Source organism: Streptomyces sp. NBC_00576, from assembly GCF_036345175.1.
Classification (GTDB): Bacteria; Actinomycetota; Actinomycetes; order Streptomycetales; family Streptomycetaceae; genus Streptomyces.
The window spans coordinates 22,775-47,667 of the sequence record NZ_CP107780.1 but is presented as its reverse complement, the minus strand read 5'-3'; the positions used below and the strand labels follow the sequence as shown (position 1 = coordinate 47,667).

The 24,893-nt window shown below is 67.1% G+C and carries 22 protein-coding genes and 3 pseudogenes; 16 read left to right on the top strand and 9 right to left on the bottom strand.

All coding sequences use genetic code 11. From position 1 onward, the window contains the following. The first annotated feature begins 1 nt into the window (after position 1). From OG734_RS00225 to OG734_RS00215, 3 genes are read left to right on the top strand one after another with little or no spacing between them, the layout of a single operon-like run. Positions 2-1,402, top strand: coding sequence for a 3'-5' exonuclease (locus OG734_RS00225; protein WP_330285414.1), 1,401 nt, complete (start codon positions 2-4; stop codon positions 1,400-1,402). Next, entirely contained in the window at positions 1,399-2,082 is a 684-nt protein-coding gene (locus tag OG734_RS00220; RefSeq protein ID WP_330285413.1) for a DarT ssDNA thymidine ADP-ribosyltransferase family protein, read from the top strand. The genes OG734_RS00225 and OG734_RS00220 overlap by 4 nt, the downstream gene beginning before the upstream one ends. A gap of 17 nt (positions 2,083-2,099) precedes the next feature. Continuing rightward, positions 2,100-3,776, top strand: a complete 1,677-nt coding sequence (locus OG734_RS00215) for an ADP-ribosylglycohydrolase family protein (RefSeq protein ID WP_330293514.1) — start codon at positions 2,100-2,102, stop codon at positions 3,774-3,776. A 42-nt stretch (positions 3,777-3,818) separates the two neighbouring features. On the opposite strand, the gene OG734_RS00210 is transcribed toward OG734_RS00215, so the two are convergent. Together OG734_RS00210 and OG734_RS47805 are read right to left on the bottom strand one after the other, a co-directional pair. Next, positions 3,819-6,551: a helicase associated domain-containing protein gene (locus OG734_RS00210; RefSeq protein WP_330285412.1), complete on the bottom strand. Its 2,733-nt coding sequence runs from the start codon at positions 6,549-6,551 to the stop codon at positions 3,819-3,821. Between the two features lie 42 nt (positions 6,552-6,593). Then, positions 6,594-7,004: pseudogene (locus OG734_RS47805) on the bottom strand (TniQ family protein); the annotation flags it as partial. A 163-nt stretch (positions 7,005-7,167) separates the two neighbouring features. On the opposite strand from OG734_RS47805, the pseudogene OG734_RS47800 reads away from it, so the two are divergent. From OG734_RS47800 to OG734_RS00175, 5 genes and pseudogenes are all read left to right on the top strand, one after another. Further along, a pseudogene (locus tag OG734_RS47800) lies at positions 7,168-8,237 on the top strand (IS630 family transposase). A 279-nt stretch (positions 8,238-8,516) separates the two neighbouring features. Continuing rightward, positions 8,517-9,026, top strand: coding sequence for a transposase (locus OG734_RS00190; protein WP_330285408.1), 510 nt, complete (start codon positions 8,517-8,519; stop codon positions 9,024-9,026). Between the two features lie 66 nt (positions 9,027-9,092). Continuing rightward, entirely contained in the window at positions 9,093-10,748 is a 1,656-nt protein-coding gene (gene istA / locus OG734_RS00185; protein WP_330285407.1) for an IS21 family transposase, read from the top strand. After that, positions 10,745-11,536: pseudogene (gene istB, locus OG734_RS00180) on the top strand (IS21-like element helper ATPase IstB). The gene istA and the pseudogene istB overlap by 4 nt, the downstream one beginning before the upstream one ends. A 97-nt stretch (positions 11,537-11,633) precedes the next feature. After that, a complete protein-coding gene (locus OG734_RS00175) occupies positions 11,634-12,125 on the top strand; it encodes a nucleotidyltransferase domain-containing protein (protein WP_330285406.1) in 492 nt (163 codons plus the stop codon). A gap of 313 nt (positions 12,126-12,438) precedes the next feature. Here the strand turns inward: OG734_RS00175 and OG734_RS00170 are convergent, their stop codons facing one another. The 4 genes from OG734_RS00170 to OG734_RS00155 all read right to left on the bottom strand — a co-directional run bounded on the left by OG734_RS00170 (position 12,439) and on the right by OG734_RS00155 (position 16,351). After that, positions 12,439-12,822 carry a hypothetical protein gene (locus OG734_RS00170; RefSeq protein WP_330285405.1) on the bottom strand — a complete coding sequence of 128 codons (384 nt, stop codon included), beginning with the start codon at positions 12,820-12,822 and terminating at the stop codon, positions 12,439-12,441. A 254-nt stretch (positions 12,823-13,076) separates the two neighbouring features. After that, positions 13,077-14,645, bottom strand: coding sequence for an ISL3 family transposase (locus OG734_RS00165; RefSeq protein WP_330285404.1), 1,569 nt, complete (start codon positions 14,643-14,645; stop codon positions 13,077-13,079). A gap of 213 nt (positions 14,646-14,858) precedes the next feature. Beyond that, a complete protein-coding gene (locus OG734_RS00160; protein WP_330285403.1) occupies positions 14,859-15,083 on the bottom strand; it encodes a hypothetical protein in 225 nt (74 codons plus the stop codon). A gap of 257 nt (positions 15,084-15,340) precedes the next feature. Continuing rightward, a complete protein-coding gene (locus tag OG734_RS00155) occupies positions 15,341-16,351 on the bottom strand; it encodes a winged helix-turn-helix domain-containing protein (RefSeq protein ID WP_330285402.1) in 1,011 nt (336 codons plus the stop codon). Positions 16,352-16,596: 245 nt separating this feature from the next. Between OG734_RS00155 and OG734_RS00150 the strand changes: the two genes are divergently transcribed. From OG734_RS00150 to OG734_RS00125, 6 genes are all read left to right on the top strand, one after another. Continuing rightward, positions 16,597-17,160, top strand: a complete 564-nt coding sequence (locus tag OG734_RS00150; protein WP_330285401.1) for a peptidoglycan-binding protein — start codon at positions 16,597-16,599, stop codon at positions 17,158-17,160. A 205-nt stretch (positions 17,161-17,365) separates the two neighbouring features. Then, positions 17,366-17,581 (top strand): hypothetical protein, encoded by a 216-nt coding sequence (locus OG734_RS00145; protein ID WP_330294032.1) that lies wholly within the window; start codon positions 17,366-17,368, stop codon positions 17,579-17,581. 110 nt (positions 17,582-17,691) lie between these two features. Next, a complete protein-coding gene (locus OG734_RS00140) occupies positions 17,692-18,813 on the top strand; it encodes a tyrosine-type recombinase/integrase (RefSeq protein WP_330285400.1) in 1,122 nt (373 codons plus the stop codon). Further along, a complete protein-coding gene (locus OG734_RS00135; RefSeq protein ID WP_330285399.1) occupies positions 18,813-19,142 on the top strand; it encodes a helix-turn-helix domain-containing protein in 330 nt (109 codons plus the stop codon). Before OG734_RS00140 ends, OG734_RS00135 begins: the two co-directional genes overlap by 1 nt. A gap of 10 nt (positions 19,143-19,152) precedes the next feature. After that, the gene (locus OG734_RS00130) at positions 19,153-19,527 is read left to right on the top strand and encodes a hypothetical protein (RefSeq protein WP_330285398.1); all 375 of its coding nucleotides are present in this window, start codon (positions 19,153-19,155) and stop codon (positions 19,525-19,527) included. A 43-nt stretch (positions 19,528-19,570) separates the two neighbouring features. Continuing rightward, complete coding sequence (locus OG734_RS00125) at positions 19,571-19,906, top strand: ankyrin repeat domain-containing protein (RefSeq protein ID WP_330285397.1); 336 nt, start codon at positions 19,571-19,573, stop codon at positions 19,904-19,906. On the opposite strand, the gene OG734_RS00120 is transcribed toward OG734_RS00125, so the two are convergent. Next, positions 19,878-20,677 (bottom strand): IS5 family transposase gene (locus tag OG734_RS00120; protein ID WP_199820873.1). Its coding sequence is split into 2 segments (ribosomal slippage): positions 19,878-20,338 and positions 20,338-20,677, totalling 801 coding nucleotides; the frame shifts between segments, so codons are not numbered across the junction. The two genes, OG734_RS00125 and OG734_RS00120, sit on opposite strands and share 29 nt — an antisense overlap. Before the next feature lie 83 nt (positions 20,678-20,760). Between OG734_RS00120 and OG734_RS00115 the strand changes: the two genes are divergently transcribed. After that, complete coding sequence (locus OG734_RS00115) at positions 20,761-21,963, top strand: hypothetical protein (protein ID WP_330285396.1); 1,203 nt, start codon at positions 20,761-20,763, stop codon at positions 21,961-21,963. 55 nt (positions 21,964-22,018) lie between these two features. Here the strand turns inward: OG734_RS00115 and OG734_RS00110 are convergent, their stop codons facing one another. Then, positions 22,019-22,426 carry a hypothetical protein gene (locus OG734_RS00110; protein ID WP_330285395.1) on the bottom strand — a complete coding sequence of 136 codons (408 nt, stop codon included), beginning with the start codon at positions 22,424-22,426 and terminating at the stop codon, positions 22,019-22,021. 521 nt (positions 22,427-22,947) lie between these two features. Here OG734_RS00110 and OG734_RS00105 point away from each other — a divergent pair. Then, positions 22,948-24,237, top strand: a complete 1,290-nt coding sequence (locus OG734_RS00105) for an IS256 family transposase (RefSeq protein WP_330285394.1) — start codon at positions 22,948-22,950, stop codon at positions 24,235-24,237. Positions 24,238-24,388: 151 nt separating this feature from the next. Here the strand turns inward: OG734_RS00105 and OG734_RS00100 are convergent, their stop codons facing one another. Next, a complete protein-coding gene (locus OG734_RS00100) occupies positions 24,389-24,784 on the bottom strand; it encodes an MmyB family transcriptional regulator (protein WP_330293513.1) in 396 nt (131 codons plus the stop codon). Positions 24,785-24,893: the final 109 nt, after the last annotated feature.

Genomic DNA, 24,893 nt, shown 5'->3' with positions numbered 1-24,893 from the left:
GATGAAGGTTCTCAGACCGACGCAGCCGACGAGCGAGCAGCTCACGGTGATCAACAACCACAAGCCGGGAGTCTTCGTCGTGCGGGGCGCCGCCGGCAGCGGCAAGACCACCACGGCCCTGTACCGGCTGAAGTTCACCGTCGGCTTCTGGCAGCGACGACGCCGCGACGGCTTCATCGAGGGCCCCGTCCGGGTCCTGGTCCTCACCTACAACAAGACTTTGCGCGGCTACATTGAGGAACTCACCCAGGAACAGATCAAAGGAAACGACGTCGAGCTGACGATCTCCACCTTCGCCAAGTGGGCCACCGACCGCGTGCCCTACGAGCGGATCCTCCGGGAGCCCGAGCGCAACGGGAAACTGAACGACCTGGCTGCGCCCCTGCCGCTGTCCAACGACTTCGTGCGCTCCGAAGTGGACTACTTCCTGGGCCGCTTCATGCCGGACCGCCTGGCCGAGTATGTCGAGTGCGAGCGTCAGGGCCGTGGCCGTTCCCCGCGCATGCCGACCTCGATGCGCCGTCGGCTGCTGGACGAGGTGATCGTTCCGTTCCAGGAATGGAAGAAGGAGCAGCAGGCCTGGGACTGGGCTGACCTGGCGAACGCCATGGCCGCCAAGCGCGCCGACGACCCGTACCACGTGATCGTCGTCGACGAGGCCCAGGACTTCTCCGCAAACCAGGTCCGTGCCGTCCTCAACCATGTCACCGACGAGCACACGCTCACCTTCGTCCTCGATGCCGCTCAGCGCATCTACCCCCAGCGATTCACCTGGGCCGAGGTCGGCCTGAGCGTGGGGTCGCACAACAGCAAGCTGCTGTCGAAGAACTTCCGCAACACCCGGCAGATCGCCGCCTTCGCGGCCCCGCTGCTGCGCGACGTGGAGACCACGGACGACGCTGCGATCCCGGATCTGTCCTCGTGCGAGGGGGACGGCGACAAGCCCCTGCTGGTCCAGGGCACCTTCACCCAGCAGATGGACCATGTTGTGCAGTTCCTCAACGACCTCGGCCCGGACAACGACGAGTCCGTTGCCATCCTGCACGCAAAGGGCGGCGGCTGGTTCAGTTACGTCGAGACCCGCCTGACCGCCGCTGGCCTCGCCTGGGTCGAGCTCACGCGTAACGGGGAATGGCCCACCGGCCCGGTGAACGTGGCGCTGTCGACCATGCACTCCGCTAAGGGCCTGGAGTTCGACCATGTGATCATCGTCGGACTCAACAGCGAAGTCATGCCGCACGCTACGGAGCCCGGTGACAGCGAACGAGACGCCCACCTGCGCCTGTTGGCCATGTCCGCCGGACGTGCCCGTAAGACGCTGACCATCACCTACAAGCCCACCGAGGCCAGCGACCTCATCGCCTGCATGGACCCGGACACCTACGAGGTGAAGACCGTATGACCGCGGCAGAACCGATCCCGGCCATACCGGGTAGTGAAGGACACCCTGAGGGCATCCACGCGCTCATCCAGGAACGTAAGATCACCGAATTGGTGCACTTCACCACCAACCGTGGCCTGCTCGGCATCCTCGTGCAGCGGCTCTGCAGGGCCCGGGCACTGCTGTCCGAAGACCAGTACCTGGAAAGCATCTACCACCAGAACACCAAGATCCGCAGAGAAGCTCCGCAGTACTGGTCTTATGTGAACCTCAGCATCAGTGAACCCAACCACCGCTTCCTGCGCATCAGCAGTGAAGACTGGTGGGCGAACGAGGACCTGTTCTGGGCAGTCCTCAGCTTCGACCCAGTGATCATGACGCACCCCGGCGTCCTGTTCGCCCCAGGCAACATGGGATACGACGGCATCACCCCCGGGGAGGGCCTACCCGGAGCCGAAGCCCTCTTCGCCGACAGAGTCCCCAAGGGCTTCAGCAAGACGATGCTGCGCCACGACCGAGCGCCTCAACTCCCGACAAATCCCCAGGCCGAAGTGCTCTACCCGCAGGCCGTCTCCACTCAGCACCTGCAGCACATCTACGTCCTCACCGACGAGGACGCAGCGAACGCTGAGGCCATTGTCAGCGCCAGCGGACATGATGAGGTCGACATCTCCGTCGACCCGATCACGTTTGGCAGGTAAGGACTACGGTGAGCGCCATGCAATGGGAGGCAGTACGCGCCTCAGCCCAGTGGGCGGCGTACGGAGACGCACTCGGCTTCATCACCGAACTGACCGACACCGCAGGCGTGCAACGCCGCATCGGACATGATGAAGTCACCACCACCGTCCCCTGGAAAAGGCGCATCGGGGGACGCTACGGACGCGACATGCCCCTGCCAGCGGGCGCGTACTCCGATGACACCCAGCTCCGTCTTGCCACTTCCCGCGCCATCCGCGGAGACGGAGAATTCGACGCCGAGGCATTCGCGAAGATCGAAGTCGTCGCCTGGCAGGCATACGCCCTCGGGGCCGGCCGCGGCACCAAAGCAGCAGCAACCGGCTTGATGCGGGTCGAGGCCAAGTGGTCACAGAACATCTTCGCCACCAAAGCCGCCCGCTACGTCGACATCGGCGGCAACGGCGCCGCCATGCGTATCCAGCCCCACGTCTGGTCCGCACGGGACCTCACCAACTGGGACCACATCACCCGCGACGTCATACGCAACGCAGTCAGCACCCACGGCCACCCCCGAGGCATCCTCGGCGCCGTCCTGCACGCAGTCCTGCTGGCCCACACCCTGGACGCCAACGAACTCCCGGGTCCCAAGCAATGGCGCCCCGCAATCGACTGGCTCGAGCAGGTACCGGACGTCATCGCAAAAGACGACGAACTCGCTTACCTCTGGCTACCCACCTGGACCGACGCCGCTGGCACCGACTTCCGGTCAGCTGCCCTCACGGTCGCGGACGAATGCCGCACAGCCTTCGAAGCCGTTGACTCCGCAACACCTCTTACCCCGGAGACCTACACGGCCCTGGTAGAGCGGCTGGGCGGCTTCGACGATGCCACGCGCGGATCAGGCACAGTCACTACTGTGCTTGCCGCGGTGCTCGCATACGCCTACGCCAGCTCCCCAGAAGCTGCGCTGCTCCTAGCCGCCAACACCCTCGGCTCGGACACGGACACCATTGCCACGATGGCCGGCGCTCTCCTCGGCGCTGTCACAGCAGCTCCTCCACCCGGTGCCGTACAAGACGCCGACGCCATCGACTCTGAAGCCCGCCGCATGTGGGATATCTCCCGAGGACGCGAAACCGCCACGTTCGCCTACCCAGACCTTCTGCGCTGGAGCCCTCCCAAAGCCACACTCGACCTCGTAGGCCACACACCCAACGGGCCGGCTTTGTCCGGCCTAGGAACCCTCACCCCCGTAGGAACTCCAACACCAGGCAATCAAGCCACCTATGTATGGGGCACCTTGCCGTTTGGGCAGAGCGTTCTGGTGCGCGCCAGGCCGGACCTCAGGCCGCTGGATGAACACCTGCTTCCGGGAGACGTCCGCCAACCACGGACTCGGCAATCGGCGGACGCCGCTCCAACCGACCAGCAACTCCTTTTCGACACTCCAACATCTTCAGCCGTCACAACAGACCAGGGCAGGCTGGAGCGTGGGGCCGCGCGGGGAACCTTGAGCGAGCGTGCCCACAGGCCCGGACCCCCGACTCTCGAGGAAATCGTTCAAGGCCTGGCTAGGAACGGCTTCCCTCCAGAGCAGGTGGGCCGTGCGCTGCTTCACCAAATGGGAAGCGGACGATATGGCGTGGAGCGGGCTGCCGCCCTCGCCGGACTCCTCGCCCGTGCCTACCAAAGCGAGCAGGAGCGGCCTGGCTGAACCTACAGCGGGCCAACCCGGTGCTGGGATTGAGGCCGCGGCCTAGTCTGAGGCGGCTGGACCGGGGCCGTCGGGATTGAGGCCGAGACCTGCCAGTAGCTGCTGCTGGGCAGGGTGCAGGAGCGGCCATGCCTGGCGCTGGGCGGTGATCCATCGTGTGGCGCGTGGGGTATCGGGGCGGTATTGCTGCCAGGTGCGGTGCCAGGTGTAGGGCCAGGGTGGGTTCCACCACGGGTCCAGGGCGGTGAGCGCCTCAATGGTGGTGGTGGAGAGAACGCCGGCGCGGGCTTTGCGGCGTTGCTGGCCCAGCCATCTGCCGAGGGGGAAGCCGTCTTGTCGGGTGTGCTTGTCCGGGGTGAGGTGGCCGTGTCGGGCGGCGTAGGCGCGTGCGTGGTCGATTCCGGGGCTGGCGGGGTAGGAGCGTGTGGCCGGGGCGGGTCGTTCGCCTACGACAGCATCGGGTGTGATGCCGAGGGCGGTCAGGAGGTCCTGCTGGCCGGGGTGGAGATGCTCCCAGGACTCCTGCTGGACACGGATCCAGCGGCAAAGGCCTCGTGGGAGGTTCGTGGCCGGTACGCCGTCGGCACCCGTGGCTGCTGTGCGGAGGCGGTGGTAGGCCTGCTGCCATTGCAGGGGCCAGGGCGGATTCCACCACGGATCGATCAGGGTCAGGGCTTCGGCCCGGGTGGGGGAGAGGTGGCCCTGACCGGCGCGTCGTCGTTGCCAGGCCAGCCACTTCCCCAGCGGGAACCCGTCGAGGACGGTGCTGACGGGTGCGGCGATATGGCCGTATTCGGCCGCGTAGGTGCAGGCTTGTGCGAGCGCGGTGTCCAGCAGACCGGGCCCAACGCGGAGAGCCGGTGGTTGGGCGGCTCGGGCTGTCTCGGCGGTGATACCGATCTTGGTCAGCAGGCGGTGCTGCTCGGGGTGGAGTGTGCCGTAGTCGGTGCACTGACGCCTCAGCCAGTCGGCCAGCTCCTTCTCAAGGTCCGCAATGCCGGTGCCACCGCCGTCGGCTGCGGACGCGGACTCTGACCGCTCGCGTACGCGAGTCCAATGGCGTTGCCACTCCAAGGACCAGGTCGGGTTCCACCAGGGGTCGAGCGCTGCGAGGAGCGTGCTGACCGGCCATGTCCCGCCTGTACTGCGATGGTGCTCCCGCGCCTGGTGGCGCTGTTCGCTCAGCCACCGGCCCAGCGGAAACCCCTCAGGACAAGCTTTCAGGGGCGTGGCGAGGTGGCCGTGTGCGGCGGCGTACGTGCGCGCGTGGGCCAGCCCGGGGCCCGTACCGCAGAGCTGGGCGATGATCTCGTGGGGGCAAGCGGCGGCGGTCTCGGTGGTGATGCCGATCTCCGCCAGCAGACGCTGCTGCAGCGGATGCAACTGCTTGTAACCGGTGCACTGTACGGACAGCCACGTGGCCCAGCTGTCACTGCCGTCCGGCCAGCTCCTTTCTGCGGCCCCTTGGTGCCGGTCTCGGGCATGAGCGCGGATCCGGTGCCAGGTGCGCTGCCACGTCAAGGACCACGGCGGGTTCCACCACACGTCGATCGCGTCGAGTACCTGGAGGTGCGCGCCGGGTTCGTCCTGGCGGCGGGTGAGGCAACGCTGGGCAGTGAGCCACTTCCCGAGCAAAAACCCTTGGTACGAGATGTTCTTGGTGGCCAGGGCCAGGCATCCGTGTTCGGCGGCGAAGGCGCGCGCACAGTCAACAGCCTTATCGATGCCTGCTGTCCGGCTCGTTCGGCGCGGGCGTGCACTACCGGCGGCCTGGGCCGTGAGGCCGATGTCGGCCAGCAGACGGCGTTGTTGGGGGTGGAGTGAGCTGTAGTCGGTGCACTGCAGGTACAGCCATTCCCCGGTCAGCATGTGGGTGTCGGGGAAGCCGTCGACGGCGTTGAGGGGGCCGTGGCGTCTGACGTGGTCGCGGGCGCGGTAGTAGGAGCGCTGCCACTTCACCGACCAGGGGATGTTCCACCACAGATCCACCTCCTTGAGGGCGGCGGCCTTTTCTTCAGGCAGGACCAAGGCGTGGGCCTGCTGGTTGTGCACCCATTTCCCCAGGGCGAAGGAACCGACTCGGGTGTCGCGTTGGGTGGCGAGGTGGCCGTGCTGGGCGGCGTAGGTGCGCGCGTGGGCCAGGCCGGCGGCGAAGGCGCCCTCGGCGTGCACGCTGTGACCCCGCAGCCGTTTCTGAGCCGGCAGACCCTCTGTGCCCGCGGTCTTCCGACGCTGGTAGCCCGCGAGAACGTCGGCGAGAGGCCGGGGCCGGAGCGCCAAGGGGACCTGCCACAGCCGCTGTTCGTCGTCTCCACTGCCGCCCTCGGTACGGATGCACTGGTACGTCCAGGCAAACAGCGCTCCGTGGGTACAGCCGGCCAGACGCTCGGTGAGCCACGGTCGCCGCAAGCGATGGCCCAGCTCGCCGGGCACGCAGGGCACATCAGCCAACCGGTAAGGGAGGTGACCACCACCGTCAGCAGCGACACGGAGCCGCCAGGCCCGGCTTGCCAGAAGCGTGGCGAGGGAGACGGTCTCGGGGTAGGTGACCAGATCCCGCGCCAGGATCCGCCACCGCTGCGGATCCTCGCCCGCGGGCATGGCCGCATCCAGCCGCATCGGCCACAGACGTTCCTCGGGCCACTCCTGCGCCCACCACCAGGCTGTGACCGCTTCCGCAACCTCGAACGCCGAACCAGCGACGGGGGAGCGGTGCAGCAGCCTGCGGTGATCCGCCTGCGCCTGGACCACCTCCGGGCATCCGGCCAACCCCACGACACGGCCCCCGCTGCCAGGCACGTTCATCAGCCAGCATCGGTGGCGTGGGCAGACTCGTTGGTGCGCCGCCAGGTACACCCGGGCTGGTGCAACGCGACCGGTCCGCGCAGCCACACAGCCCGGGCACGCCGGACCCCAGGCAGCAACCGTCTCCACCCCGTTGTAGAGCCGCACCGCCGGCCGCTCCTTCGAGGGGCCCAGCGGCTCCTCCCGCGTCCAGGCCGGCAACGCATGGCGTAAGCCCACCTGCGGCACACGACACAGCGCCGCGACCCGGTCCCGGGCCGCGGCGTTCAAGAACACCTCGCTGTCGCCCTGCAGAGCCCGGACGACGCCCTGCTGGCCAGCCACTTCGGTAACCGACGACAGCAGACTCCGCACCGTCAGGCCGTACCTGTCCGCGATCCGCCCCAGGAACGACAGCGTCATCTCACCCTGCAGGGGAGCCACCCGAAAGGCACCCGCGGCCAGCAACAGCGTCCCCACCCGCCCGTCTCTTGTGACAACTATCGTGCTTCGACTCAACAAGTGTGACTGAGCGCTCTAGAGATCTTTAAGGGTGTGGGTTACGTGGGGTCGTGACGGTTGTCGTGGGCTGCGCTATGCCGGAGGGATGAGGTATCCCGATAGCGGAGGGCTGACGGCTGAGGAGCGGGTCCGGCGTGAGCGGGTCCGGTTGGCGGCGGCTGATCTGATCGAGGCCGGGGCCAGTGACGGGGAGGTGGCCCGGCGGTTCAGGGTGACCCGGATGTCGGCGAACCGATGGCGGCGGGCGTTGGCTTCGGGCGGTCGGCAGGCCCTGGTCTCCAAGGGCCCCGGCGGTGCCCGCTGCAAGCTCGATGCGGGTCAACTACGCGGGCTGGAAGCGGTGTTGGACGCCGGCCCGGCCGCTGCCGGCTGGAGCGACCAGTGCTGGACCCTGGCGAGGATCGCCGAGGTCGTGCGCCGCCGGTTCGGCGTCGAGTACACCCTGGCCGGGATGGACCTGCTGCTGCACCGCATCGGCTGGAGCGTGCAGGTTCCCTCCCGCAAGGCCACCGAGCGCGACGAGGAGAAGATCGCTGCCTGGAAGGACGAGCAGTGGCCCGTCATAAAAAGACGGCGGCGGACCTGGGCGCCTGGCTCTGCTTCGAGGACGAAGCCGGCCAGGGCCTGAGGCCGCCCAAAGGCCGAACCTGGGGCCGCCGAGGCCACACACCCGTCGTGCGGGTCACCGCCGCAGGCACCAAACGCGTCTCCATGGCCGCACTGATCTGCACGAAGTCCGGCCATCGGTCCCGGCTGATCTACCGCATCCACCTCGACCGCGGCCCCGCCAAAGGCCGGCGCAAGGGCTTCACCGAGACCGACTACGCCCGTCTGCTGGATGCCGCACACCAGCAGCTCGGCGGCCCGATCGTCCTGGTCTGGGACAACCTGAACACGCACGTCAGCCGCACCATGCGGCAGCTGATCGACGCCTGATTATGGCTGACCGTCTACCAGTTGCCGCCGTATGCACCCGAGTTCAACCCGGTCGAGGGCGTGTGGTCGCACCTGAAACGGTCCCTGGCCAACCTCACCAAACACAGCCTCGACCAGCTCACCACGCTGGTGAAGACCCGGCTCAAACGGATGCAGTACCGACCCCACCTCATCAACGGCCTCATCGCCAAGACCGGCCTCGACTTCCAACCGCCGTAACCTCAGCCATTGAAGATCTCTAGTTGGCGGGTAAGCGTTGGCGGCACGAGCGAGGCCCGGGCGGTGTCCTTCGGGTTCCTCAGCCGTGACGCGGTCGTTGGAACCTGTCCACCAGGCGGTGTCCTGGCGATCCAGAGCGCTGGCGCCAGGTTTAGCCGAAAATGACGACGAACACGATCGCCTAACTGGCCGCGAAGGGCACTGAGCAAGCTAGTACTACAGCCTCAGATCATGTGACTGGTGATCGGTGCTGATCGTTGTCCGGTCATGCTGACGGATGTGAGTGCGGAACACGTTGAGGGGTGGGCGGAGGAACTGGCTGCCCTGACAAGTGGGTTGGGGTATCTGTTCGCCCGGCCGGAGCCGCGGGAGGTGTTCGCCGATCTCATCGAGGGGCTGTTGTCGGACCTGGGCCGAAAGAACGGCTGGACGATGGCGGGGAGGGCCGGACATGCCACCCCGCACCGGATCCAGAAGTTCCTGGGCGAGGCGTCCTGGAGCGCGGAGGGACTGCTGGCCGAGGTGCAGGCTTACGTGGCACGGGAGTTGGGGGATCCGGGCGCGACGCTGGTGCTGGACGACACCCAGGTGATCAAGAAGGGTGACAAGTCCGTCGGGGTCGCCCACCAGCACTGCGGGGCGACCGGTGACGTCCGCAACTGTCAGGTCATGGTGATGCTCACCTACGCCGCCGCGCGCGGCGGCGTAGTGGCTGTGCGCGTGAGTAGTGACACCGCCTGTCGGTCAGCGACGACACCACCCCGCCTCATCGGAGAGCGGTATCGCTGAGTTTTGCCACCACCCTGGTGCTTGCGGTGGGACCATCGAAGTGCACCGCGTGGTGAGGGGGCATGGATGCCGCCGAAGTCCAAAGTTGATCTGTACGCGGCGATCCGTCGTGATTCTCGGGCCGGTCTGTCGAACCGGGCTTTGCAGCACAAGTACGGGGTGGGTTTCCGCACGGTGCAGAAGGCTCTGACCTCGGTCTGGCCGGAGCCGCGCAAGAAGCTTCCGCCGCGCAGGACGCGGCTGGACCCGTACAAGGGGCTGGTCGACGAGATGCTGCGGGCGGATCTCACCGCGCCGCGCAAACAGCAGCACACTGCCAAGCGGATCTTCGACCGGCTGGTTGCCGAGCATGGCGCGGCCGACATCACCTACGGGATCGTCCGCGCCTACGTCGCGGAACGTCGCGAGGAGATACGGATCGCGGCGGGCCGGGGCATCGCGAAGGCGTTCGTGCCGCAGTCCCACCGGCCGGGAGCCGAGGCGGAGGTCGACTTCGGGGATGTGACGATCCGTCTGGCCGGCGAGCAGGTCAAGTGCAGCCTGTTCTCCTTCCGTCTGTCGTACTCCGGCAAGGCGGTGCATCGGGTGTCCGCCTCCGGCGGCCAGGAGGCGTTCTTCGAGGGGCATGTCCACGCTCTCAGCGTGCTGGGCGGGGTGCCGACCGGCAAGGTCCGCTACGACAACCTCAACTCGGCCGTCGCCCAGGTGTTGGGCTTCAACCGGGCCCGGGTGGAGACGGAACGGTGGACCGCGTTCCGCTCGCACTTCGACATCGAGGTCTTCTACTGCCGTCCCGGCATCGAGGGAGCACACGAGAAGGGCGGGGTGGAGGGGCAGATTGGCTACTTCCGCCGCAACCACTTCGTCCCCGTTCCCGTGGTCGGCTCGCTGGCCGAACTGAACGCGATGGTCGACCGCTGGGACGAGGAGGACGACGCCCGGCGGATCCGCTCCCGCCCGCGGACGGTCGGCGAGTACTTCGCCGCGGAACAGCCGTTGCTGAAGCCGTTGCCGACGGAGCCGTTCGAGACGGGCAGGCTGTTCGCGCTGCGGGTGGACCGCTACGGCCAGATCAGCGTCCGCACCAACCACTACTCGGTGCCGGTGCGGCTGATCGGAAGACGGGTGCGCGTGATGCTGCACGCCTCCGAGCTGGTGGTCTACGACGACGGCGTCGAAGTCGCCCGGCACGAACGGCTGATGACCAAGGCTGGGTCCCGACTGGTGCTGGACCACTATCTGGAGGCACTGATCCGCAAACCGGGAGCGCTGCCCGGCTCGACCGCGCTGGAACAGGCCCGCTCGGCGGGGAAGTTCACCCCGGTCCACGACGCCTGGTGGGCAGCGGCCTGCAAGGCCCACGGCGATAGGGACGGCACCCGGGCACTGATCGAGGTCCTGCTGCTGGGCCGGCACATGCCCCACGAGCACCTGGTCGCCGGACTCGCCGCGGCCCTGCGGGCGGGAGCGATGACCTCGGACGCGGTCGCGTTGGAGGCCCGCAAGGCAGCGGAGGCCGACGACACCACCGCTCCGGCGGTGCTGCCGGAAGGGCCGGAGTCCGACCGGTTCGGGCATCCGAAGGTCACCTCCCTGACCGAGCGGAGAATGGCGCACCTGCCGCCGGACACCCGGCCGCTGCCCTCGGTGGCCGTCTACGACCAGTTACTGCGACGACGCCGGCCGGGCGGCCGGCCCCGACCCGAGGGAGAAGAGCCGTGACCGTCAAACGCCACCGTGGCCTGACTGAGCAGGCCGCCGACGCGGCCATCGAGGCATCCTGCAAGGCGCTGCGACTGCCCACGATCCGGGGCCAGTTCGCCGACATCGCCGAAGACGCGGCCAAGGGCCAGATGACCTACCGCGGGTTCCTCGCGGAACTGCTGCTGGCCGAGTGCGACGACCGGGCCCGCCGACGTTCTGAGCGCCGGATCAAGGCCGCCTCTTTTCCCCGGGAAAAGTCTCTGCGGCAATTTGATTTCGACGCCAACCCGAACATCGACCCGGCCGTCATCCACACCCTCGCATCCTGCGAATGGGTGAAAAAGGGCCTGCCGCTCTGCCTCATAGGAGACTCCGGCACCGGGAAGTCCCATCTGCTGATCGCGCTCGGAACCGAGGCCGCGATGGCCGGCTAACGGGTGAAGTACGTCCTGGCCACCAAGCTGGTCAACGAGCTGGTCGAGGCCGCCGACGAGAAGGTCCTGACCAAGACGATCGCCCGCTACGGACGCGTCGATCTCCTCGCGATCGACGAACTCGGATACATGGAACTCGACAAGCGGGGCGCCGAGTTGCTGTTCCAAGTTCTCACCGAACGGGAGGAAAAGAACAGCGTCGCCATCGCCTCCAATGAAAGTTTTGGAGGGTGGACAAAAACGTTTACCGACCCCCGGCTCTGCGCAGCCATTGTCGACCGTCTCACCTTCGGCGGGAACATCATTGAGACCGGCACCGACTCCTTCCGCCTTGCCCAGACCCGAGCCAGGGCCGAGCAGCACTCCGACTGACGATCACAACGGGCTCTCTTCGACAGGAGCCTGTCCTGTCAGGCCCAAAGGAAATCATTCGCTGCCCGAGGCTGGCGCTTCTAGCCTGCATCGGGTGATGAAAGCTGATGACGTGTTGTTCGTCCTGGCCTTGTTGCGGCGGGCGAAGGTGGATGTCTGGGTCGGTGGAGGATGGGGGATCGATGCTCTGCTCGGTGAGCAGACCCGGGACCATCGCGACCTGGACTTGATGCACCGGCAAGACCAGGAAGCCGCTGCGTTGGCGGCCCTCTCGGCGGAAGGTTTCGTGGAGAGCCTGGACTGGAGGCCCATCCGATTCGTCGTGACGGCCCCGGACGGGCGAGAGATTGACCTTCATCCGCTGGTCTTCTCCGACGACGGCTCAGCGGTGCAGGCGTCACCCGATCCGCAGCGTCCTTTCGTCTATCCCTCAGCATGCTTCGTGACGGGGACCGTCCAGGGGACGCCCGTCCCGTGCTTGTCCGCCGAGCAGCAGGTCTACTTCCACCAGGGATACGAACCATCGGAACGCGATCGGCACGACATGGCGCAGCTCCGCCGCACCTTCGGGATCGCCACGCACTTTTGACCCAAGTTGTGGGCCGAGGCTCTTTCGAAGACCGATCAAGGAAGGAGGCCCGAGCAACCCGAGGCGGTGTCAAAACTCGGCTCTGGCAGCGATCACGGGGAGCCGTCACGGCGAGTGATGTTGCCGTTCGATTCGGAGGCGTCGCAGGGCTGTCGGCCGGGAGCCTGCCGGTACTCGGGGTATCCCGGTGCGGGTGTGCGGTCGGCTCGGCTGCTGGATGTGGCCGCCGGGCCCGCGCCGCGGGTTGTTCAGCCCAGCGTGGCCATCAGAGCGGTGGCATACGCATCCAGTCGTTTCTCCACAGCCCGCGTCGTCAGCTCCGTCTTCCCTCAGCGATGTCACGGTGCTGGCTGCTCTCGCTGTCCAACTCGACGGCGAGGCGCCAGATGTCAGCGCCTGACAAAGCAGCAACGTAGTCCAGCCATGCATTGCCTCTGCCGGTGCCGGCAGACCTAGGGGCCTTGGGGGCGGTTTCGCGTCGCGTCCGCTCCTCCGCCTCGAATTCCGCAAACTTCAGCAACATTTCGACCGCGAGTGGCGCAATGTCGGGTCGGCGCAGGAGGTTGCTGGCATACGGCACGAGCTCGGGCCTCATGGTGAGAAACCGCTCGACGGCAATCCGACGTTCTTCGGGGATCTCCGGGAACTGATCACAGACGGGTCGGTCGGAAGCCGGCTCTGGACGATCGACGCTCATTTCGTGCTCCTCACCAACCTTGCCCGATCCGGCACATCGATCTTGTCATTGTCCACACCGCTGGCCATCGCCACCAGAGCCGTCATGCTGCCGCTGGCCCCCAACCACCGCCACATTGCGCTCCGCCACCACGAAGGTCCCAATTCAGGACGGCCCACGGGGCCAAAAACAAGACACCTGATCTTCACCAATCACCCCAGCACTGGGGGAGGTTGGAGATTCTGGCAGTGGTCGCGGGGAGTCGTCACGGTCGGTTACTGAAGCAGGATCAGCTTTCGGAGTAGTTCGAATTCGGCACGCCCGTATAGCTGCCTTTTGATTTTTTTGATGCGATTGACGGCACCTTCCGTGCCGCCGGAGCTCCAGGACAGGGTGAGGCCGGCGGTGACGGCGTCGAAGTCGCTGTTCATGCTGCGGGCGTAGCCGGTCAGTCCGGGCAGGTCGTCCCGGACGACGGCGTCGATCCAGTCGGGGAGCAGGGTTCCGAGGTGACAGGTGAGGATCTCGCCGAAGTCGCGGATGTGCTGGTGAGCGGCCTCCAGTTCGGGGCATCGGGCCAGGATCGACTTGAGGTGCTGATGTTCTTCTTCACTGAGCGTGGTGGGGTGGCGGGTGAGCCAGCCGGTGACCCTCCGGACGCTGGGTGGTGCGGGCGCCGGGGTGCCGGCCTTGGGCCGGAAGGCCGCGAGGTAGTCGCGGACGGAGGCGTATCCGTCGGGGTAGCCCTGTTCGGTGATCTCGCGGTGCAGGGCGATGGCGTTCGTGCACCCTTGTGACCATCGGCGTTGCAAGTAGGGCTTGTAGGGATCGAGCTTGCTCGGCCGCAGTGGCATCCCGACGATCATGTCCTGCCAGCGTGCGGCGTGCGCGTACCTCAACACCGTTTTCCGGCCCCACCCAAGATGCCGGGCGATCGCGCGGAGGCTGTGTCCCTGCGCGATCAGCTCGTGGACCTGGGCGTGAGCGGCCCGCTTGCGTTCCGCGCGCGGTCCGGTGGGATCCGCCGCCACCGCAGGCTCGGTGCCGTCCGCCGGTATCGGGGCCGGTTCTTGCAGGCAGGAGCGGTGGGCGCCGACGGTCTTCTCCACGGCCCGGCCGAGGCCCTGCCAGAGGTGGAAGCGGTCGGCGACCTGGACCGCTTCCGGGGCGCCGAGCCGGGAGCCCTCCGCGTAAGCCCCAGCCCTGTCCCGGCAGATGACCTCCACGCCCGGGTGCGCGGTGAGCCAGTCGGCCAGCGGTCCTGCCTCGCGGCCCGGGAGCACGTCGATGACTTGGTGCGTCTCACCATCGGTAATCACCGTCGCGTACCGGACACCGCGGCGGGTGGCGAAATCATCGACACCGAGGACCCGCGGGGTGTCGTGGAGCGGGTCAGGCATCGCCCGGACGCGGTTCAGCAGCCCCATTCGCCCCGCGGTCAGCCCCAGGGCAGTAGCCATCCTGGACCCGGCGCGGCCCGCCAAGGCGAGCGCGACTCGGTCCAGGAGCTCGCCGAGCCGGTCAGTGCACCGCGCGTACGGGCTGGTCAGCCCCGATATCTGCTCAGCGAATGTGCGCTGGGAGCAAGCCGGATCGACGCACACGAAGCGTCGCACGGACAGTAGGATCCGTACGGCGTGCCCGGCCAGCGGAAGATCCTGCAGCTGTCGCTCATAGCGGTCGTGCACCCGTGCCGACGCCCGGCCGCAGGACGGACACACGCCTTCACCACTCCGGCCGGCCAGCCGCACCATCAGTCCACTCACCCCGTGCACTGCGGCGGTGATCAGCACCTCGACGCCCTCGAACAGCACGTCCTGCCAGGAGATCTCGTCGTGGTCCATGTCCTGGGCATCGCCCCGGACGGTACGAAACAGCTCGCACTCACCACACCTGATGGAGCGCCACATATGGCGATTCGGGCTGAGGCGCGCCCCGGCGTGCAGTCCGGAATCGAACAGCCCCTTCACCGACCGTGACGGCTCCCCGTGATCGCTGCCAGAGCCCAAAACTCACCGACATTATCGAACCCACGGAGCAGGAACCGCTGTCAGAACTCATCGACGCACGCTGTTCCAAGTCATCGACAAAGCCATCCAGCACCGCCGTCCGACCGCCTCCCGGATCTCCTCCACCGAGCCGACGTCGCGTACATCGGGCCAGGCCCGCGGATCCATCCGCGCGACCTCCACGAGCGCCATCACCTCCCGTCGGGCCGGGTCGTCCGGCAACTGCGCCATGACCTCCACCGCGAGTTCCTCCACCACCACGCCGTACCGCATCCCGCACACCCCCGTGGTCGATTCGGGCAGCAGCGTACGGAGGAACCGCCGACCGCGTTCCGGCCTGTGGATAAACCCGGATCGGGGAGGCCCAGGCACCGGACGGCGGCGAGGGGTACATGTACCGCATGGCGCGTGAACGGGTGCGATGGCCGGCTGAGAAACCCAAGGCCCGTCGCCACGGAGAGAGTGGCACGGCGTCATAGCGGGCCACGGGCGACCGGGATCGAGCAGGCCGACTGGAGGCCGGTGCCCGCTCAGTCTGACGTGTGGTTCAAAAGGCCGAGTCCTAGCTGGCTTGGACTGTGCAGCCGCGTGTTCCGATGCCTGATGGTGGTGATTAGCCCAGCCTCGCGGAGGGTGGTGGCGTGTTCGCTGGCGCTGGATGCGGCCAGCCCCGTGAAGGCAGCTAGTTCCTTGGTTGAGCAGCCTGGGTGCTCGGCAACGGCGGCAAGCACAGCAGCTCGTGTGTGTCCGAGCAGCGCTGCGACTGGGGCGGTGACTCGCCTGGGGGCGGCCTTGGGCGTGAAGGAGGTCAACCGGCGCAAGGGCTGGTCGTAACTGGCTGGGTAGGTGACGGCGGGCTGGGGCTCAGCGTCGTAGTGGATAACAGGGCTTGTCAGCAGCACCGAGGGCATGAGCAGCAGACCTCGGCCTCCCAGGTGCAGGTCGTATTCGTTGTCGTCCCTCGGCGTGGGTATCTCCAGTATCGGAGCCTTCCAGCGCATATATTGCGGATTGACCTGGCGGAGTAATGACTCCACGCCCCCGTGCAGCATCTGCCGCATTCGCACCGACCTATCGGCGACGAAGGCGTCAACTATCTCTGACCAGTAAGGAGCGAGGAGTACCTCGTAGAGGGCGCTGAGGCCATCACAAACCTCCCCAAGGAAGGCTGAGTCGGTGAGGCGGGGCGTCAGAGGCGGGACTGCGGACGGACTGTGTCGAGGGAGGATCGTAGTCAGCGCCGTGCGAATCTGACTGACCGGTGTCGCACGTACCTGCTCGACGAGTTCCTCCGGGGCGCCGGCCCTGGGCGCACCAATGAAAGTTGGTGACCAACCCACACGGGGAATGAAGTCCAGGGCCAGGCGTGCCGTAGGGGACAGTTGCGCGAGCGAGTGTCGACGCCAGCCGCTCAGTCGAGCCAGCTGATTGCGATCTTGCAAGGCTCGTGCAGCCGCCTTCAGCTCCGCAAGCGGCATCGGCGAATCAGCCACCTTCGTGCGCGCCAAGTCCTCAGCCGTGAAGTGAATACGAAAGACCACGGTCTCCCCCAAAGCTGTGAGGCACAGGCCTGATGATCTTTCCGCTGTGGCGTTGTTCGGTCTAGGCCGAATCAGGTCGCGGCTCCGGCCACCGACAGCTCAATCTGGAGCAGGGGGGAAGCGGTGGTGCTGGTGGTCCGAGGCCACCAGCACCATGTCCTCCTCGCAATAAGAGCATGCACAGCACCCGGTTGATCCCGGGGCAGCGCCACCACACTCAACCACGATGACTACGGGGAACCCACATGACCATCACCGCAACACGGAAGCGCATCGCCACAGCCCTCGGCGCCACCCTGGCCGTCGGCGCCCTCGCCCTGAGCGCGTCCCCAGCCTCGGCAGCCAAGTCCGATGGCTACGTCCGCGGCTACGATTCCTACAAGGGCGACTGGAGCGACGAGGGAGAGCTGCAATTTGACGCCGGCGCGTGGTACGACGACAACAACGCCGTCTGCCTGTGGCAGAAGATCCTCTGGGCTGAGGGCGCGGACGAAACGGACGGCTCGAACTTCGATGCTTCTGACGTCGACGGCCAGTTCGGCCCGAACACCCGTGGGGCAACGGAGAATCTGCAGGATCACTGGAACCTAGGCGTCGACGGGGTCGTGGGTGGCGGAACCTTCGGCCGCGCCGACGACGAGCTCAAGGTGACGGGCGGCAGCGAGGCCAGGGGCGAGCAGCTCAACATGACGTACTACGGAGACCTTCACAGCTTCTCCGTGGTGCGCAACAGCGAGGGGAAGTACTCCTTCAGGGACGGGGACGACATCTGGCGCATCGCCGGCTACGGATACCGGACCTGCAGCTGACGCTCGTTCCTTTACCCCCGTAATCCGCCGGGGGGCAGGGAGGTTCCGCGCAACCTGCAGCAGGTCATGGGCGCTGACAGCCCCTGGCCGAACTTCAAAAGGACAGACTCCCAGAGTCCGGCAGTTACAGACTCCGGGAACTGACTGGTGCCCGTATCGGACGTAGCCGGTACGGGCCCTGACGTGTAACTGGTCACCTCCCCCAGTGACGCTTGAGGCGTCCACGGGAGCCAGCACCTCGCCGACCCGCGAGCAGGCGATGGCCCACTCCCGCCATTCCCGCTCGGCCACGGCCAACTCGGCCTGGACGCGATCGGCCTCTTCCCTCAGCCCGTCCACGCGACGGCGGGCGGCGACCTCGCGCTGTTCCAACAACCCCACGACCGACGGCATCCACGACCTCCTGTGCGACATCCCGTGAGTTCCTCTGAGCCTCGTTGAGTCCCCGCCCCCGTGGCCAGGGGGTTCTTCCTCCTTCGAGTGCTCTGTGGTCGCGTGACGTAACTTCGGGATTCTTGAAGCGTTCTCACCGTGTCCGACCGATCCGCAGTCGGGCCGAAGGTGAGGGGGCTCGGGTTGGGGGCGCTGGCAGTTGTACGGGACCTGCGCGAGCACTGGGCGCCCGCGTCGGCGGAGGAACTAGAGAGATTCGAGACCGACGCGCTGTCCGGGTTTGTCCTCGCACGCGCCTCGGCAGGACTGGCGGACGGCACGATCCGCGGGGATGTCGGACACCTGGACCAGATCAGAACCTGGTTCGGCCGACCGCTGTGGGATATGGAGCCGGCCGACGCTGACGCGTACTTCGGGAAGGTGCTGCGTGGCTCGCCGAGCGGCACCCGGCTGGCCCGGTCCCAGGCGCTGAGCACGTACTTCATGTTCCTGGAGCTGCGGCACAAGGTCGAACTGCACCGGATGACCGGCCGGGTCATCGAGTGCCCGATCGACGAGATGAACAAGCCGCGCGGCGCGAAGGACGCCCAACTGCGGATTCCACCGAGCGAGCCGGAGGTCGGGGCGCTCTTCACCGGCTGGGGCGGTGAGCTGGCCACCTGCCGCAAGTTCGCCCCTACCGCCAGGAACTACACCGCCTCGAAGCTGCTGTCCCAGGTCGGCCTGCGAGTGAGCGAGGCATGCGGGCTCGACCTGGATGACATCAAGTGGGACCTGGGCCGCTTCGGCAAACTCCACGTCCGCCATGGCAAGGGCGCCCGCGGATCGGGCCCACGCGAACGGATGGTCCCGCTGATCAACGGCGCCGACCGAACCCTTCGGTGGTTCATCGAGGATGTCTGGGGCCAGTTCGACGACGACCACACCCGCCCCGGCACCCCGCTGTTTCCCTCCGAGCGCAAGAACGCCGACGGTTCCTCACGTCGGGTGGGCGACGATGCCCTGCGCAATGGGCTCAAGGACGCGGCCAAAGTGCACCTGCCCGGGTGGGGCGAGAAGCTGACACCGCACGTCCTGCGACATTTCTGCGCGTCCCAACTCTACGGAAGCGGACTGGACTTGCTCGCAATCCAGGAGGTTTTGGGACACTCGTGGATCGCCACCACGATGCGATACATCCACGTCCAGCAGACCCGGGTCGAGGACGCCTGGGTCGCCGGGATGGAACGGGCCGCGAAGCGGTTGGAAGGACTGGTCTGATGAGGTGGAACCTGCGGCTGACCGCCGCGAACAAAGGGGTCTGGAAGGCTTCCGAGCTCCAGCGGAACCTGGCCGAGCACGGCTTGGTGATCTCGGCGGGGAAGATGTCGGGCCTGTGGTCCGGGCAGCCCGTCTCGCTCAAGCTGGAGGACCTGGACGTCATCTGCGTCGTCCTCGGCTGCGAGATCAGCGACCTGCTGATCCCCGAGCCGGAAAAGGTCGGCCGCCCGGAGCAGGCGGAGACGGAACGAGCGGCAGTCGGCGCGGGGACTGCCACACCGGCAGTGATCCCCAAGCGCCGGGATGGCCGATCCCTCCCGCCGGCCTGACGCCGCCACGGTGAGCAAGATCCGCGACAACAAGCCTGCGGCCTCCTGCGTGGGCTGCTTCGCCTGGGGGCAGCTGCCCGGCCGGTTCTGCCGGGCCTGCTACACCTACGGCCAGCTCAACCCGCCTGGCACATGTACTGTCTGCCGTCGCGAGGTTCCCGTCCACGACGGCCGCTGCCGGCTCTGCCGGGCCCAGGCCAGCTGGGCCGTCAAGGCTGCGGGCGTCAACGGCGAGGCCGCCGCACTGGCGATCTTCCTACGGCGGGTGAAGCACCAACAGCTCTTCTTCGCGGGCCTGCAGCGGCCTCGCAATGGCGGACCGCCCGTCGGCAAGCAGGGGCGTCGCGTCCTTAGACGTCATCTCAATTGGTGGATGACTGTGTAGATAGTCGCTGGCAGACGTGCTGTGGTGGCGGTTGAATGCCTTGGTGAGCGACTACTGGACACCCGCGCATCACGCGGTCGAGCACGAGGATGCCGAGACCCTGGCCCGGTTGCTGGCCCACGGTACCGATCCTGATGAGGCCTTCAGCAACATGACGCTGCTGACGCACGCGATCGACGCCGAGGGCGACGGCTCCCTGCAGAGCGGCCAACCGTTGACCGTGCACACCACTGCCGTGCTGCTGGCCTTCGGGGCTGACCCGGAGCTCGCCGATCCAGACGGTCGCACCCCCATGGACATCGCCAAGCACTACGGCCACGACCTGGCGGTGAAACTGCTGCGGACCCACATCAGCGGCCGAGCCGCCGGTAACAGATGAGGGTGCAGGCGATGCTCGTGAAAGCGAGGAAATGCTCGGCCTTGCGCTCATAACGACGGTGGAGACGGCGGCAGCCGGCGAGCCAGGACATGGTGCGTTCGATCGTCCAACGGTGACGTCCCAACCGCTGGGAGCTCTCAACTCCCTTGCGGGCGATACGGTGCCGGATGCCTCGGCTGCTTAACCATCGCCGCAGGTGGGCATAGTCGTAGCCCTTGTCGGCATGAAGCTTGTCGGGCTTGCGACGTCGGGGTCCCCGGCGGGAGCGGACCGGCGGTATGCCCTTCACGAGCGGGATCAGGGCCTGGCTGTCATGGACGTTGGCACCCGATATTCCCACGGACAGGGGCAGACCGGTCCGCTCCGTGATCAAGTGGATCTTTGAGCCGTACTTGCCCCGGTCGACAGGATTCGGACCTGTCAGGTCCCCCTTTTCAGGGCGCGCATGTTCACTGAGTCGATCGCACACCGAGACCAGTCCAGGTCACCGCGGGAGCCGAGTTCGTCAAGGACAAGGCGGTGGAGCTTCGCCCAGACCCTGGCCTTCGTCCACTCGGTGAAGCGGCGGTGAGCCGTCGCGCCGGACGGCCCGAAGGACGCGGCCGGCAACTGCTGCCAGGTGCAACCGGACGTTGCCACGAACACGATGGCAGCCAGCACTTCACGGTCACCGTGCCGCCGCCGACCACCGCCCTGAGGCCGTGAGGGCGCCTCCGGAACCACCCGCTGAAACAGCGCCCACAACTCGTCCGGCACCAGCCGCTCAACGATCCCCACCACAGCCAAGAGCCTAACAAGCCAGCCAAATGAGATGGCTTCTAAAACGGGCACCAGGGCCAGCCCCTGAGCTCGTGATGACGGGCTGGATCCAGCCGCCTCTGGTCACCACCACCCGGGACTACCGCACCTTCGAACGGGAACGGCACGCCGACCTGGCCAACCCGTGGCTGGTCCGGGCCCGGCGGGCAGCGCGCGCTCTGGGTGAGGCGCGCGGGTGGACCCGCTGGGTCGCCAGCGACGTCGACCGGGCCCTGGTAATCGTGCTGTCCGGCCATGCCGAGGGCGAGTCGATCCGCTACACCGAGATCTTCCCGGCCCTGCGAGGCCGGGGACTCCCGGTCGGTCGGACCGCCGAAGTTCTCGATCAACTGGGCCTGTTCACCGACGACCGCACGCCAGCGATCGACCGATGGTTGGACCGCAAGCTCGACGCCGTCGCCCCGGGCATCCGCGGCGAGGTCGATTCCTGGGCCCGGACCCTACTCGACGGCGGCCCGCGGTCCGAGCCCCGCGCACGGCAGACCGCCTGGACCTACCTCAACGAGATCCAATCGGTTCTGTTGGAGTGGTCCAGCCACTACGACCATCTGCGGGAGGTCACCCGGGAGGACATCGTCGCCGCCCGGGACGCCGCCAGCGGCAAGCAGCGGGAAAGCCGCGTCGTCGCACTGCGGTCGTTGTTCCGTCACGCGAAGAGGAACGGCCAAATCTTCCGCAACCCCACCCAACGGATCCGTGTCCACCGGCAGGCTGGCGGCGTCGCCCAGCCCCTGGGGCAAGCGGACATCGACCAGGCGGTCGCCAGCGCGACCACCCCGGACATCAAGCTGATCACTGCCCTGGCCGCCGTCCACGCGGCACGGCCGAAGATGATCCGAACGATGCAGTTGTACGACGTGGATCTCGGCAACGGGCGAATCACCGTCGCCGGTCACGTCCGCCCGCTCGACGACCTCACCCGCCAGGCCGTCCTGGACTGGCTCGACCACCGCCGAACCCGCTGGCCGAACACCGCCAACCCACACCTGCTGATCACCCAGAAGACGGCCGTCGAACTCGGGCCGGCGGGCAAGCTCTGGACCACCCGGGCCACCCGCAACCTCACCGCGACCCTGGAGCGACTCCGTGTCGACCGCCAGCTCGAAGAAGCCCTGACCCACGGCGCCGACCCCCTTCACCTCGCCCTCGTTTTCGGCATCGACGAGAAGACCGCCATCCGCTACGCGGACTCCGCACGGGCCTTGCTGGATCAGGCCGCTGAACAGCCATTTCGGTGAAGTCTGCTCGACCGGTACACGCCTTTGATGGGGGGAACATGCCGTCAGGGCAGAGTCAGCAACCGGGGCCGATCGGTGGAGACGATGTCAAGGCGAGCGCGGCGATCCGCAGCTCGGCCGCCCACGTCCGCTGGTCAAGCCCCAACGTGTACTCGATGCAGCACCCGCATTGCGGGATCAGCGATACGAATGATCGTTCCTCAACGGTTTCGACCTCCGTCTCCCACCAGTCGTCCGTCGCCAGGTCGGCGGGAGTGATTTCCCCGTTGATCAGCCTCGCCGCCAGCCGACGCAGCGCGTGGCGCCGTGCCAGGCCCGGATCAGGCAACTCGAGTCCGGCCTCGGAGAGTGCTTGCTCAAACGCGTCGCGGATATCGCGGGCATCCGCGTTGCGGGGCAATCCGGCGAGCTCGCGCAACGTCGGGGTGTCCAGCCCGGCCGCGAGCGCCTCGGCAGCAATCATCGGCAGGTCCTCCGGGCGGATCTCATCAGCCTGATATCGGCACGCCACCTCACCCAGAGACGTGAGGCCGCTCCGCGTTGAGGGCTCCGATTCCGGTGTCGTTCCTGCTGTTCTCATGACTCATACGATGCCAGCACCGTCCCAAGGAGGGTTGCCGAAGGGGCGGTCCGCTCGGTACTCACCCCGCGTGTTCGCCTGAACCCGAAGGCCGACGTGCACTTCCGGCTCCGTATCCCGGCGCCGGCCCGGCCTGCGACGCCGACGGAACCCTCCGGATCCGACGCACATACGGAAGCCAACCTGAGCCGGCTACGGAAGGAGAACACCGACCTGCGCCGCACTCTCGCTCTGTACGAGGAGGTCATCCGTCAGCTTGCAACCGAAAACGACGCCCTTCGCAGCGGCGCTACTGTTGTGCCCTTGCCCTTGCCCTCCCGGAGCCGGACCACCCCGCGAACCCCATCCTGATCCGCGGGACTGTAAAACGTTCGGTGTAACTCCCGATCATGGAAGATGCATCGATGACCAGCAACAACGTGACTGAGCCCGAGGCCGTCGAGCCGTCTGAGGCGCCGGCGAAGTCTGTGGACAACCGACTGATTGACGAGCTGGTGGGCCGGGCTCAGGCCGAGGGCCTTCAGCTGACCGGCGAGGGCGGGCTGCTCCAGCAGCTGACCAAGCGGCTCCTGGAGTCCGCTCTCGAGGGTGAGATCACCGACCATCTCGGCTATGACAAACACGATCCGGCCGGGAAGAACGGCGGCAACTCACGGAACGGCACCCGGGCCAAGACCGTGTTGACCGATGTCGGCCCGGTGGAGATAGCCGTGCCCCGCGACCGGGAAGGCAGCTTCGAGCCGAAGATCGTCAAGAAGCGGCAGAAGCGTCTGTCCGGCGTGGACGAGATGGTCATCTCGCTCGCGGCGAAGGGCCTGACGACCGGTGAGGTCCAGGCCCACCTGGCCGAAGTCTATGGGGCCGAGGTGTCCCGGCAGACGATCTCAACGATCACCGACAAGGTTCTCGACGGGATGGCCGAATGGCAGAACCGGCCCCTCGACGCCGTCTATCCCGTGATCTTCATTGACGCCATCCACGTGAAGATCCGTGACGGGGCGGTTGCCAACAGGCCCATTTACGTGGCCCTGGCGGTCACTGTCGAGGGTCGGCGGGACATCCTCGGGCTGTGGGCGGGCGACGGCGGCGAGGGCGCCAAGCACTGGATGCACATCCTCACCGAGATCAAGAATCGCGGTGTGAACGACGTCCTCATGCTGGTCTGCGACGGGCTCAAGGGCCTGCCTGACGCGGTCGAGGCCGTCTGGCCCCGCACCACGGTCCAGACCTGCGTGGTGCACCTGCTGCGGAACTCCTTCCGTTATGCCGCCCGCCAGGACTGGGACAAGATCGCCCGCGTCCTCAAGCCCGTCTACACCGCGGCGACCGAGGAGGCCGCACTCGAGCGGTTCGCCGAGTTCGCCGATGCCTGGGGCCGGAAGTATCCGGCGATCGTGCGGCTCTGGGAGAACGCGTGGGAGGAGTTCACCCCGTTCCTCCGCTTCGACACCGAGATCCGGCGCATCGTCTGCACCACCAACGCGATCGAGTCCGTCAACGCCAGGATCCGGCGGGCGGTCAAAGCCCGCGGACATTTCGCCACCGAGCAGGCCGCATTGAAGTGCGTCTACATGGCCATCATGTCCCTGGACCCCACCGGCAAGGGACAAGCCCGCTGGACCATGCGCTGGAAGACCGCACTCAACGCCTTCGACATCACCTTCGACGGCCGCCTCTCGGCAGCCCGTCAGTAACTCCAACAACCCCAGTTACACCGCTCGTTTGACAGACCCTGATCCGCAGGCCGTTGGCAGGCGCTGATAGATCTGTGGGCGATCGCCGGAGTGGATGACGCTGACCTGGACCTCTGGTGATCGCTTTTTCGTGGACAGGTCTGGGGGAGCTTCAGGGCGTGGGTGGGCGGTTTTCGCCGGTGCCGGATCGGGGTGCGAGCGAGGACGGCGCAGCTTGGCGCGGCTGGTCAGCGGGCTCTGCTGCCTGAGGCCGGGTTGCTGCCAGGCTGGCCAGGAGTTTGAGCCGGTCTTCGGATGTGGTGCCGGGTTCGGCGGTGTAGAGGGTCAGGTCGTGCATGGCCCGGTGGGACACGGGCAAGTCCAGGGAATGGTAGGTCAGCTCCAGCTCGCCGACCTCGGAGTGCCACAGCCGCTTGGCGCCGTCGTGGCGGATGCGGACGTCGTGCGCGGCCCACTGGCCGCGGAACTCGGGACTGATCGTGGACAGCTCGCCGATGAGTTCGCGCAGGGCCCGGTCCTGGGGTTCGCGTCCGGCTTCCGCGCGCAGCAGTGCGGTGGTGGCGACGGCGGCGGCCTCCCAGTCGACGAAGAACTGCCGGAATGCTCAGCACTTGTGGATCGGTTCCGGGAGGGGACGTGAAGGCGTACCTTCCCGA